General features: G+C 70.6%; 9 protein-coding genes and 1 pseudogene. 2 read left to right on the plus strand and 8 right to left on the minus strand.

The window, feature by feature from the left end; all coding sequences use genetic code 11:
- Positions 1 to 3 precede the first annotated feature (3 nt).
- Positions 4 to 1425, minus strand: coding sequence for an ABC transporter substrate-binding protein (locus OIC96_RS31620; protein WP_330304587.1), 1422 nt, complete (start codon positions 1423 to 1425; stop codon positions 4 to 6).
- A gap of 213 nt (positions 1426 to 1638) precedes the next feature.
- On the opposite strand from OIC96_RS31620, the gene OIC96_RS31625 reads away from it, so the two are divergent.
- Both OIC96_RS31625 and OIC96_RS31630 read left to right on the plus strand, forming a co-directional pair.
- On the plus strand, positions 1639 to 3138 hold the full coding sequence (locus tag OIC96_RS31625; RefSeq protein ID WP_330304586.1) for an FGGY-family carbohydrate kinase: 1500 nt from the start codon (positions 1639 to 1641) through the stop codon (positions 3136 to 3138).
- The gene (locus OIC96_RS31630) at positions 3135 to 3758 is read left to right on the plus strand and encodes a histidine phosphatase family protein (protein ID WP_330304585.1); all 624 of its coding nucleotides are present in this window, start codon (positions 3135 to 3137) and stop codon (positions 3756 to 3758) included. The genes OIC96_RS31625 and OIC96_RS31630 overlap by 4 nt, the downstream gene beginning before the upstream one ends.
- A 6-nt stretch (positions 3759 to 3764) precedes the next feature.
- Here OIC96_RS31630 and OIC96_RS31635 read toward each other — a convergent pair whose 3' ends face one another.
- The 7 genes and pseudogenes from OIC96_RS31635 to OIC96_RS31665 form a co-directional block, all read right to left on the minus strand.
- Positions 3765 to 4403 (minus strand): response regulator transcription factor, encoded by a 639-nt coding sequence (locus OIC96_RS31635; RefSeq protein WP_330304584.1) that lies wholly within the window; start codon positions 4401 to 4403, stop codon positions 3765 to 3767.
- Complete coding sequence (locus OIC96_RS31640) at positions 4400 to 5647, minus strand: sensor histidine kinase (RefSeq protein ID WP_330304583.1); 1248 nt, start codon at positions 5645 to 5647, stop codon at positions 4400 to 4402. The genes OIC96_RS31635 and OIC96_RS31640 overlap by 4 nt, the downstream gene beginning before the upstream one ends.
- Positions 5648 to 5652: 5 nt before the next feature.
- The gene (locus tag OIC96_RS31645; protein ID WP_330304582.1) at positions 5653 to 7848 is read right to left on the minus strand and encodes an MMPL family transporter; all 2196 of its coding nucleotides are present in this window, start codon (positions 7846 to 7848) and stop codon (positions 5653 to 5655) included.
- A gap of 529 nt (positions 7849 to 8377) precedes the next feature.
- Positions 8378 to 8742: pseudogene (locus OIC96_RS31650) on the minus strand (superoxide dismutase); the annotation flags it as partial.
- A 77-nt stretch (positions 8743 to 8819) separates the two neighbouring features.
- On the minus strand, positions 8820 to 10226 hold the full coding sequence (locus OIC96_RS31655) for an amino acid permease (protein WP_330304581.1): 1407 nt from the start codon (positions 10224 to 10226) through the stop codon (positions 8820 to 8822).
- A 139-nt stretch (positions 10227 to 10365) separates the two neighbouring features.
- Complete coding sequence (locus OIC96_RS31660; protein WP_330304580.1) at positions 10366 to 11256, minus strand: TauD/TfdA dioxygenase family protein; 891 nt, start codon at positions 11254 to 11256, stop codon at positions 10366 to 10368.
- 28 nt (positions 11257 to 11284) lie between these two features.
- Positions 11285 to 12616 carry an LLM class flavin-dependent oxidoreductase gene (locus OIC96_RS31665; RefSeq protein WP_330310097.1) on the minus strand — a complete coding sequence of 444 codons (1332 nt, stop codon included), beginning with the start codon at positions 12614 to 12616 and terminating at the stop codon, positions 11285 to 11287.

A 12616-nucleotide genomic window follows, 5' to 3' on the forward strand; every position in this document is an offset into this window, starting at 1 on the left:
GGCTCAACTCACCTTGGAGGCAAGGTCACTCGCGAGGCCGTTGAGCACGGACTTCGCGTTCTTGCCGCCGTAGATCTCCTGGAGCGCGGCCGCCCAGCTCGTCGTCGCGTCGAAGAACTGCTCCTGCGGAGTGAACTGGATCTTCGTCTGGTCGACGACCGTCTCGAAGGTGTCGATGAAGCCTTCGAGGTGCTTCATCTTGTCCTTGTACGCGCCGTCCTGGCTGATCGACTTCCTGACCGGGTCGATGTGGTTGTACGTGATCGCACCCTTGCGCAGATGCTCCTTGCCGGTGGCCCACTGGAGGAACAGCCAGGCTGCGGACTTCTTCTTGCTCCGGGCGTTCATGCCCAGCGACCAGATCCACATGTTGGTGGCGAGCGACCCGTCGGGCCCCTTCGGCCCCGGATGGAAGGCGATCTTCCCGGAGGCGGGACTCGCCCCCTGCACGGCCTGGAAGTAGGCCGCCGTGTCCGCGTCGAAGAGCATCCCGGCCTTCTTCGCGCCGAGGTCGCTGGAGCACTGGTACCAGGTGTACGACGTCCACGACGGCGGGCCGCCCTGCTTGACCATGCCCGCCCAGTCCTGGGTGAAGGCGATGGCCTCCGGGGTGTTCATGGCGGGCTTGAGCTTGCCGCCGGTGACGGTGAAGTCGTGCAGTCCGTTGCGCGCGTACATCGTCATGAAGCCGGGGTGGATGGTCGCCCAGCTGCGCGAGCCGCGCACCGCGATGCCGTACATCCCGTCGAATCCGGCGCCCGGCGCCTTGCGCTTGATGACACCGGCGAGCTCGCGTAACTCGTCGAAGCTCTCCGCCGGTTTCAGCCCGAGCTTGTTGAAGACCTCCGTGTTGTACGCGACGACGTTCGTCTCCCAGCCCCACGGCAGCGCGTACTGCCCGCCCTGGCCGAGCGGCGCGCCCGCCTTCAGCGACCACTGGTCGGCCTGGAGGAGGTTGGGGAAGAAGTCGGCCTGGTCCCATTCGTCGCCGGTGGCCGAGGAGTTGCGCATCCACGGCCCGAGGTCCTCCAGCCAGCCCGGCGGCCCGTACTGCCACACCATGTAGGCGCCGAGCATGAAGACGTCGTAGGAGGCGCGTCCGCTGGACAGGTCGACGGTGAGCTTGTCGAAGTAGTTGTCCTCGGGGAAGACGTCGTACTCGACCTTGATGCCGGTCTTCTCGGTGAACGTCTTGAGGTCGGCTATCAGGGCGTCCGTGTAGGGGTGCTTGTTCAGCAGCGCCTTGACGGTCCTGCCCTTCTCGCGCTTCCAGTCGAAGGATCCGGTGACGTCGGCGGCGGCCGACCCGTCGTTCTTCTTGTCGTCCCCGCCGAACCCGGCGCCGCAGGCGGTCAGCAGCGGGGCCGAGGCGGCCGCGGCGGCCAGCGCGAGGAAGCGCCGGCGGTCGTGCACGTGCATGTCCATCCGTGACCTCCACAACGGTTGGGTCCGGTCCGGGTTAACACGGTGAGTCGACTCGTTAACAGAGGGTGTAACGGCGAGGGTTGACCGTCAATCCCTCGCGCAGGGGAAAATCTCAGGGCAGAGTGAGAAGTTCACAGTCCGAGTCGCGATGAGCCGAAGAGTCAAGGGCCGAAGAGCCGAAGAGTCGAAGAGCCAAAGAGGCAGGGGGCCGGGATGGCGGACGACGGGACGGCGTGGCTGGGGATCGACCTGGGCACGCAGAGCGTCCGTGCCCTGGCCGTCACCGGCGACGGACGCGTGCTCGGCAGCGGATCGGCGCCCCTCACCGGGCGGCGGGCGGGCCCGCGCCACGAGCAGGACGCGGGGGACTGGTGGGACGCGGTGGGCACGGCGTCCCGGGCGGCCCTGCGCTCACTCGACCGCGTCCGGATCGGCGGGCTCGCGGTGTGCGCCACCTCCGGAACCGTGCTGCTCACCGACGGTTCGGGCCGGCCGGTCGGCCCCGCCCTCATGTACGACGACGGGCGCGCGGCGGCCGAGGCGGCGCGCGCCCGCGCGGCGGGGCTCCTGGTACAGAACGGCTGGGGGCTGCCGAAGGCGCTCTGGCTGCTCCGCGCACACGACGGCGCCGGGCGGGCCCGCGAGAACGGCCGTCTTCAGGAGGTCCGCCTGGCCCACCAGCCCGACGTCATCGTCACCCGCCTCACCGGGCATCCGGTGCCCACCGATTCCAGCCACGCCCTCAAGACCGCCTACGACCTGGAGCACGACACCTGGCCGTTCCCGGCGTTCGCCGAACTCGGCCTCCCTGACGGCCTGTTGCCCGAGGTCGTACGGCCCGGAACCCGGCTCGGCGAGGTCTGCGCGGCCGCCGCCGAGGAGACCGGCATCCCCGTCGGAACCCCGGTCGTCGCCGGGATGACCGACGGCTGCGCGGCCCAGATCGCCTCGGGCGCCCTGCGCGAGGGCTCCTGGAACTCGGTGCTGGGGACGACGCTCGTGCTCAAAGGCGCCGCGTCGCAGCCGGTGCGGGACCCGTCCGGCGTGGTCTACAACCATCGTGCACCGGACGGGAGTTGGCTGCCGGGCGGCGCGTCGAGCGTCGGCGCGGGCGCGCTGGCCGCGTACTTCCCGGACGCCTCGCCCGCCGCGATGGACCAGGCCGCCCAGGCCTTCGAGCCCGCGTCCGTCCTCGCCTACCCCCTCACCTCACCCGGCGAACGCTTTCCCTTCCTCGCCCCGGACGCCACCGCCTTCGTCCTCGGCGAACCCGCCTCCGACGCCGGCCTGTGGGCCGCGCTCCTCCAGGGCGTCGCCCTCACCGAACGTCTCTGTCTCGACTACCTGCACCATCTCGGCGCCCCCCTCGACGGCCCGCTCACCTTCACCGGCGGCGCCGCCCGCAGCCCGTACTGGAACCAGCTCCGCGCCGACATCCTCGGCCGCCCCGCCCGCGTCCCCGAACAGACCGAACCCGCCCTGGGCATGGCCGCGTTGGCGGCGTACGGCATGGGGGCCGCCCCCACCCTCGCGGACGCCGCCGACCGCATGGTCCACGTCCGTACGGTCCTTCAACCGCGCCCCGCCCGCACGGCGGCCTTCGCCGACCCCTACGCCCGGCTGCTCGACGAGCTGGAGGCGCGCGGCTGGCTGCCCGCTTCCGTCGCGGGGCACGCGCGGGCCCGGCTGGACCTGGATACTGCGGGCTCATGAGTACTACGAGCCGCAGTACGACCCTGCTCCTGGCCCGGCACGGGCAGACCGTCTGGCACGCCGAGAACCGCTACGCCGGCATCAGTGACGTCCCGCTCACCGACGAGGGCCGCGCCCAGGCGGAGGCCCTCGGCCGCTGGGCCGCCGCGCACCCGGTGGACGCGATCTGGACGTCGACCGTCTCCCGCGCCATCGCCACCGCAGACCCCGCCTGCCGCGCCCTCGGCCTCACCCCGCACCGCGAACCCGCCCTGCGCGAATGCGACTTCGGGGTCGTCGAGGGCCGTACCCTCGCCGAGTTCGAGGCGGAGAACCCGGCGCGCGCGAAGGCGTTCCGGGCCGACCCGGTGTCGTACCCCTTCCCGGAGGCGGAGGACCCCCGCACCGCCGCCGCCCGCGGCGCGCACGCCCTGCACCGCATCGCCGCCGCCCACTCCGGCGAACGCGTCCTGGTCGTCGCTCACAACACCCTCCTCCGTCTGGTGCTGTGCTCCTTCCTCTCCATCCCGCTCGGCGAGTACCGCCGCGTCTTCCCGCGACTGCGCAACGCGGCGGTCAGCGAACTGTGCGTCACGGACCGGGAGGTCGCTCTGCTGTCGCTGAACGTGCCGTGCGAGTAGGGGAGTTCAGGGCCTCCGCAGCAACCCCTGCTCCATCGCCACCACCACCGCCCGCGTCCGGTCGTTCACATCGAGCTTGGCGAACAGGCGCAGCAGATGCGTCTTCACCGTGGCCTCCGCGATGACGAGGCGGCGCCCGATCTCGGCGTTCGTCAGACCGTCGGCGACGGCGTTCAGGACGTCCACCTCGCGGGCGGTGAGCGGCACCGGGGCGGGCTGCCGCATCCGGGCGACCAGCTTCGCGGCGACCCGGGGCGCCAGCACCGTCTCGCCGCGCGCCGCCGCGTGGATGGCGTCGACCAGCTGTTCGCGCGTGGTGTCCTTGAGGAGATACCCGATGGCGCCGGCCTCCACCCCGTGCTCGATCTCCGCGTCGGTGTCGTACGTGGTCAGGATCAGCACCCGGGTGCGCGGATACCGGGCGACGATCTCGGCGGTCGTCGCGACCCCGTCGAGCACGGGCATCCGCAGATCGACGAGCGCGAGATCGGGGTCGTACCGCTCGACGAGATCGAGCGCGGCGCGTCCGTCGCCCGCCTCGCCGACGATCTCGATGCTGTCCTCGGCAGCGAGCAGGGCGACGACCCCGGCCCGCATCACGGTGTGGTCGTCCACGACGACGATGCGCAGTGCCGTTCCGCTCATGCCGTCGCCCCGCTCTCCGCGCCCGCAGAGCTCTCCGCGGCCTCCGTGCCCTCCGTGTCCTCGACGGGGATCACCGCGAGGACGCGTGTCCCGTCGCCCACCGAACTCGTCACCGTGAGCCTCCCGCCCAGCTCCGCCAGCCGTTTGCGCATCCCGTCGAGCCCGAAGCCCGTCGACTCATGCACCACGAATCCGGTCCCGTCGTCGGTGATCTCCAGCTCCACGCCGTACTGCTGCCGGGCCAGCACCACGCCGACCGTCGAGGCGCGGGCGTGCTTGCGTATGTTGGCCAGGGACTCCTGGGTGCAGCGCAGCAGGGCGATCCTGGTCTGCTGATCGCAGTCGAGGTCCGCGAGGTCGGCGTCGACGGCGAGCCCGGTGTCCTCCGCGAAGCGGTCGAGCGTACGGCGCAGGGTCCCGACCACCGAACCGGCCGTGCCCCGGGCGCCGGGGCCCGGCTGCTGGGCGCCGCTCACCAACTCCCGGGCCTCGGCGAGGTTTTCCCGTGCCGTGGACTCGATCGACCGCAGCTGCTGGGCACTGCGCGCCGGATCGGCCGCGATCCCGGCCCGGGCGGCCTCGGCGAGGACGACGATGGACGCGAAGCCCTGCGCGAGCGTGTCATGGATGTCCCGTGCCATCCGCTCCCGCTCGTCCGCCGCGCCCTGCCGCTGGTGCGCCTCGGAGAGTTGGGCCTGGGCCTGCTCCAACTCGTCGATCAACCGGGCCCGTTCGGCGCTCTGCGCCACCACCGAGTGCGCCCACAGCCCGATCAGCACGCCCACGGCGACGACGATCAGTGTGGACACGGCCGTCTCGCCGAAGAACTCCGCCGACCAGCCCTGCTGCAGCCAACTCCCCACCAGTGTGGTGCCGGTGGCGAGCCCGAGAAACCCCATGGAGGCCCTCGGGGTGCGCCCGAACATCCAGTAGTGCGGCAGCGTCACCATGAACAGCGCCGCATAGCTGCTGCGCAGATACGCGAGGCCGCCGAGCGCGAGCACGAGGACGGTCAGGTAGACGTGCGGCCGTATGACCGGATTCTCCGGGAAGCGGTCGAGTACCGCGTACGAGAGCACCACGCTGCCGAGCAGCGCGAGTGCCCCGTACTGGCTCCCGCCGGGCGGGTCCATCGCGACCAGGCCGACGGCCATCGCGGCGAACAGCACCCAGCACACGGTGTTCCACCGGCGCAGTGACGTGGCCCAGAAGGTGTCGGCGGTGGGCCCGGCGAGAGCGGTCATGGTGATCAACGTACGTCGACCACCGGCATCTCGGGAGCCGCATGACGGGGAATCGTCGCCCGCCCCATTCCCCGTGAAGGCCACCAGCTCGCCTCCCCGAGCAGCAGCATCGCCGACGGCAGGATCATGATCCGGATGATGAACGCGTCGAGCAGCACCGCCGCCGCGAGCACGAAGCCGATCTGCTTCATCTCGATGATGTGCAGGAAGACGAAGCTGGTGAAGACGGTCGTCATCACCACCGCGGCACTGGTCACCACGCTCGCCGAGCTGCGGATCCCGTCGAGCACCGCCTGCCGCGTCGGCACCCCCGCCAGCACGGCCTCCCTGATCCGGCTCACCACGAACACCTGGTAGTCCATCGAGAGACCGAAGAGGATCACGAAGAGGAAGAGCGGTACGCGCGATCCGATCGAGCCGGTGGAGTGGAAGTCCAACAGGCCCTCGGCCCAAGTCCCTTGGAAGACGAGCACGAGCAGCCCGAGCGCGGCCGCAGCGGACAGCAGGTTCAGGACGACACCGAGCAGACCGAGCACCACCGAACGGAACGCGAACACGGTCATCGCGAACGTCACCAGGAGCAACGCGCCGAGAACCAGCGGGAGTTTGCTGTTCTGGTGGGCGGGATAGTCGGCGTACCGGGCGACGTCACCGCTGACGCCGTACTCGGCACCGTCGATCCGGCCGAGCGTGGCGGGCAGGTAGTCGTCGCGGAGGTGGTCGAGGGAGTCGTACGCCTCGTCCGAGTTGCCGAGATGGGGGACCTTCAGCTCCAGCACGCTGGTGCGGTGGTCGGCGGAGGTCCGGATCCGCGACGCCCCGGCGAACAGCCGGTCGGCGTCGGTGAGTTCGGTCAACTTGTGCAGCGCGGCGGTGACCTCTGCGGAGCGTGCGGCATCCGCGCGGACGACGACCTCGTGCGTCACCCGCTGCTCGGGGAAGGCCTCGTTGAGCCGGTCGTACACCCGCATGGCGGGGATCTCCCGGGAGTGCGTGTCCCGGCTCATCTCGGTGATCTTCAGCCCCACCAGCGGGGTGACGAGGGCGAGCAGCGCGAGGACCGAGACGCAGAGGGTGGCGAGCGGATGACGGCTCGCGGGCCGCAGCAGCGCGCCCCACAGGCGGCCGCTGCCGTCGCCGCCCCGACGGCGTACGGGCTTTCCGCGCGCGGCCCGCCGTGCGGCCCTGCGTTCGGCCCGCTTTCCGAGGAGGACGAGCAGCGCGGGCAGCGCCGTCAGGGAGCTGGCCACGGCGACCAGGACGACCACGATGGTGCCGGTGGCGAGCGAGGAGAAGATGACGTCCGAGGCCAGATACAGCGTCGCCGTGGAGGCCACGACCGCGAACCCGGAGACCACGACCGCGCGGCCCGAGGTCGCCGCGGCCAGCTCCACCAGCGCCTCGGAGCTCAGCCGGCCACCGGAGCGGGCCCGCTCCTCGCGTTCCCGCTTGAGGTAGAAGAGCGTGTAGTCGACGCCGACCGCGAGGCCGATCATCAGGATGACGTTCGTGCCGACCCCGGTGTCGGGGGAGAGATGCGAGGCCACCATCGAGAGCCCGACGGCCGCCGCGATCGACGACAGCGCGAGCAGCAGCGGCACGGCGGCCATGGTGAGCGAGCCGAAGACGAACAGCAGGGTCAGCAGCGTGACCGGCAGGGTGATCTTCTCGGAGAGCGCGAGATCGCTGTCGCGTTGATCGTCGACTCCCTTGCTGGTGGATGGACTTCCGGTCTCCTGGAGCAGCAGCCGCGGGTGCGCCTTCTGGGCGGCCCTGGTCTGCGCGACGAGCGCGTCGACCTTGGCGTCGGCGTCCCGCTCCTCGCCCTTGATGGACACCTCGACCATGAGGATGTCGTGGTTCTCGGACAGCAGTGGTGCGGCCACGCCCGCGACCTCGGGCAGCCGCCTCATCCGGGCGGTGAGATCCTTCGCGGCGGCCTCGGCTGCAGACCGGTCGAGGCCGCCGGACCGGGCGGAGATCAGCACCTGCTCGGTGGACAGGCGTTCCAGATGCCCCTCGGCAGCCATGGCCTCCGCGCGGCCGGCCTCGCCGACCCGGTAGTCCGCCGTCTTGGCGCTGTTGACGCCGACGGCACTGCCGATCCCCAGGCACAGCACCACGAACACCAGCCAGCCGAGGATGGCCCGCCAAGGGTGCCGAGCGCTCCAGCGCGCCGCACGCACAGTGAATGAGTTCATGCCCAAAAGCCTGGTTGAACAGGGCAGTTGACGGACACGGGTGCTCGGTTGAACTTGTCGTCCACCGATCGGTGGACGACAACTCCGGTTGATGAGTTCAGCGTTACCCCCAATAACCGCCGAACCGCTTTGTCGATCCCGGTGCCTGCGCCCCCGCGCCCCACCCGGCTAGCGTCTCGCCATGAGGCGACGTAGGCGTACGGGACCACGGCGGATCAAGGCCTTAGAGCGGGTGCGGGACAAAGTGCTCCGGCAGCGGGAGAACAGGCGGGCGGGGCTGGCACGCAGGATCGGACGGGGGGCCGAGCGGGCCCGCCCCTGGCTCCAGTTCGTGGCCGACCTCACCACACTCCTCGCAAGGCTGGTCAGGTAGCAGGTCTCCACAAGGAAGGCCCCCACGAGTCACATCCTCGCAGAGGCCTTCCTCTTCATCCGCCTGCCACGTGAAGGGTGAGAAGACGATCACGAGCAGGACGCTTCATACATGCCTCAGGGGGCCGGCAGCAACACGTCCGCGCGGGACTTGGCCGCCGTTCAGCGGCTCGTACGCGAGGACGCCCCACCCGGACCCTGCGTGGTCGCGGAGGCCTTGGTCAGCTGGGCCTTGAACCCGGCGAAGGAGCCGAAGGACTCGGTGAGGGCGTCCGCGAGGTCGCCCACGCCGTCCGCGGCCAGCGGCTCGCCGCCGCCGTCGCCGGGCATGTTGTGCCAGTAGACGGAGTGCAGGATGTGGCCCGAGAGGTGGAAGGCCAGGTTCTCCTCCAGGCCGTTGACCGAGCCCCACGACTCCTTGTCCCGCGCTTCCGCGAGCTGTTCCAACGTGTCGTTGGCACCCTTCACATAGGCCGCGTGGTGCTTGTCGTGGTGCAGCTCGATGATCTCGGGGCTGATCACGGGCGCGAGCCCCTGGGCACGCGAAAGGGCCCTCGCGCGAAACCGTCCTCCGCGCGAGGGCCCTTCAGCGATACGGGTCAGGCGCGGGCGCGCGCCTTCTGCCAGGCGTAGCCGACCGCGGCCAGGAACAGCGTCATGCCGCCCGTCGAGTACAGCTGCACCCGGGTGTCCGGCTCCCGCGCCATCAGGACGAAGATTGCCACCATGCCCGCGAGGGCGACCCACGTCAGCACCGGGAACAGCCACATCCGTACGACCAGCTTGTCCGGCGCCTCCCGCTCCACCCGGCGGCGCATCCGCAGCTGCGAGACCGCGATGAACATCCAGACGACCAGGATCACCGCGCCGATCATGTTGAGCAGCCAGGGGAAGACGTCGTCGGGACGCCAGTAGCTGAGCACGACGCACACGAAGCCGAAGACGCAGGAGGCGAGGACGGCCACGCGCGGGACGCCGGCGGAGACCTTGCCCAGTGCCTTCGGGCCCTGGCCGCGCTCCACCAGCGAGTAGGCGATGCGCGAGGAGCCGTAGATGTTGGCGTTCATCGCCGACAGCAGTGCGACCAGGACGACCACGTTCATCAGCTGGCCGGCGCCGGGGATGCCCAGGTGGCCGAGGGCGGCGACGTACGGGCCCTTCTCGACGACCGCCTTGGAGTCCCACGGGACGAGGGTGACGATGACCGCCATCGAGCCGATGTAGAAGAGCGCGATGCGCCACATCGCCGTACGGACCGCACTGGCCACGCCCTTGACCGGATTCTCCGACTCGGCCGCCGCGATCGTCACCGTCTCCAGGCCGCCGTACGCGAACACCGACGCGAGCAGGCCGATGACCAGGCCCTCGCTGCCGTTCGGCAGGAAGCCCCCCTCGCCGGTGAGGTTGGCGGCGCCCGGGGAGTCCGTGCCCGGCAGCACGCCCGTGATGGCCAGCACGCCAAGGACCAGGAACAGGCTGATCGCGCCGACCTTCAGGGCCGCGAACCAGAACTCGAACTCGCCGAAGTTCTTCACGGCGGCCAGATTGGCGACGCAGAAGACGACCATGAACAGCGCCACCCACGCCCACTCGGGCGTGCCCGGCAGCCAGCCGGTGACGATCTTCGCGGCGCCGATGCCCTCAAGCCCGACGGCCGTGCACAGCAGCACCCAGAAGGACCAGCCCGAGGTGAAGCCGGCCCAGGGTCCGATCGCCCGCTCCGCGTGCGCGGAGAAGGAACCGGACGACGGATACGCGGCCGACATCTCGCCGAGCATCCGCATCACCAGCATGACGAGCAGACCGGAGACGGCGTACGCGATGACGATGGAGGGCCCGGCGGCGGCGATACCGGCCCCGGATCCGACGAACAGGCCCGCGCCGATCACACCGCCGAGGGCGATCATCGAGAGGTGGCGCTGCTTCAGGCCGTGCTTCAGGCCGGGGGAGAGGGAGGCGTCCGCGTCGGGGGTACCGGGCGGGGCGTCGAGGGTGGTGCGGGACATGAGAGCGGGTGGTCCCTTACGTGCGAGCGGGCAAAAACGCCCACAGTCTGGGCAGCCTGTCCGATGAGAGGGAGAGGCTGCCCAGTATGCGGACGCATGTCCTACGGAGCGTAAGGGGCCGCTTACCGGCAGGCGGGTGCTACGCGACCGACGTGTAGTGCGAGGCGTCTCCCGCGATCGAGTGGCTCTCCTTGCCGTCGACCCCGACCGGCACGTCACCGGCGACGGTCACGCGGTGCAGGCGGCGCGGCTGCCCGTCGTAGTTGTCGATGGCGTAGTGCTGGGTGATCCGGTTGTCGAACAGGACCAGCTGGTTGGGGGACCAGCGCCAGCGCAGGATGTTCTCCGGCCGGGTGACGTACGCCTGGAGCAGGTCGAGGATCTTGCGGGACTCGCCCACCGACAGGCCGACGATCCGCTGCGCGAACCCGCCGATGAACAGCCCCCGTTCACCGGTCAGCGGGTGGACCCGGACGACCGGGTGGGCGGTGCGGTACTTGATGGAGGTGAACTGGGCGCGCTGCGCGGCCTGTTCTTCGTCGACCCCCTCGTCCGGCACCGCGTAGTCGTAGTCGTTGGTGTGCTCGGCCCAGAGCGTGTCCGCGAGCTGTCGGAGGGGTTCGGGCAGGTCGCGGTAGGCGGCCGCCGAGTTGGCGATCAGGGTCTCGCCGCCGTACGGCGGGACGGTGATGCTGCGCAGGGTGCTGGCCTGCGGCGGATTGAGGACGAAGGTGACGTCGGTGTGCCAGTGGTTGGCGCGGCCGCGCTCGCTGTCGACGGGCAGCACGTTCGGGGCGTCGGCCACGGCGGGCACGGTGGGATGGGCGGTGGTGAGGTCGCCGAAGTGGCGGGCGAAGGCCTGCTGGCCCTCGTCGTCCAGGTCGACGTCGTCGAAGACCAGGGCCTTGTGCTCGTTGAGGGCGGCGCGCAGGGCGGCGACGGTGTCGTCGTCGAGGGGCTTGGCGATGTCGACCCCGGATATCCGGGCGCCGATGGTGCCGGTGACCTTGTGGATCTCGATGTCAGCCATGTGGGACGGGTCCTTTCGGGGCGGAGGATCAGACGAGGGCGGACGCGTGCTGGTTGGCGGGGCGCGGGAGGCCGTACCGCTCCCGCAGGGTCTGCCGGGGCCCGTACTCCTGACGCAGCAGGCCGCGGGCGCGCAGGATCGGCACGACGTGGTCGACGAAGAGGTCGAGGCCGGAGGGCAGCACGGCGGGCATGATGTTGAAGCCGTCGGCGGCACCCAGCAGGAACCACTCCTCGATCGCGTCGGCGACCTGCTCGGGCGTGCCGGCGAAGGTCAGGTGGCCGCGTCCGCCGCCGAGCCGCCCGATCAGCTGTCTTGCGGTGAGGCGCTCGCGCCGGGCGAGTTCGACGATGAGCGTGTAGCGGCTCTTGGCGCCCTCGATGGCGTCCTCGGGCGGCAGGTCGGCGGGGAGCTGGGCGTCCAACTCCAGGGTTCCGGGCTCAAGTTGCAGCAGGCGTTGGAGATTTCTGAGTCCGTGCTCGTGGACGATGTGGTCCTCCAGCACCTGCTCGTTCGCCCGCGCCTCGGCCTCCGTCGAGCCGATCACCGGGACGATGCCGGGCAGCACCTTGATGTGCTCGGGGTCCCGACCGGCCGCCGCCGTACGGGACTTGAGGTCCGCGTAGAAGGCCTGCGCGTCTGCAAGGGTCTGCTGCGCGGTGAACACCGCTTCCGCGTACCGGGCCGCGAACGCCTTGCCGTCCTCGCTCGACCCCGCCTGCACGAGCAGCGGGTAACCCTGGGGCGAGCGCGGCACGTTGAGCGCTCCCTCGACACTGAAGTACGTCCCCTGGTGTCGCGGTGGGTGGATCTTGGTGTCGTCGCCCCACACGCCGGCCGCCTTGTCGGCGACGATCGCGTCGTCCTCCCAGCTGTCCCAGAGCTTGAGCGAGACGTCCAGGAACTCGGCGGCGCGGGCGTAGCGGTCGGCGTGTGCGGGCTCTTCGGCGAGGCCGAAGTTGCGCGCGGCCTCGGCACCCGCGGTGGTGACGATGTTCCAGCCCGCCCGGCCGCCACTGATGATGTCGAGCGAGGCGAACTTGCGGGCCAGGTTGTAGGGGGAGTTGTAGGAGGTGGAGGCCGTGGCGATCAGGCCGATGTGCTCGGTGGCCGTCGCCAGGGCGGTGAGCAGGGTGAGCGGTTCCAGGGCGCCGGCGGGGCGCTGGGCGAGGTTGCCCCACAGCTGCGGGCCGTCGGCGAGGAAGAGCGAGTCGAAGGTGCCGCGTTCGGCGATACGGGCGAGGTGGACGTAGTGCGCCAGCTCGACATGCGCGTGCGGGTCGCTCTCGGGCAGGCGCCAAGAAGCCTCGTGGTGGCCGGTGTTCATCAGAAAGGCGTTGAGGTGGAGTTGGCGTGTGAT

This window comes from Streptomyces sp. NBC_00775, from assembly GCF_036347135.1.
Classification (GTDB): domain Bacteria; phylum Actinomycetota; class Actinomycetes; order Streptomycetales; family Streptomycetaceae; genus Streptomyces; species Streptomyces lutosisoli.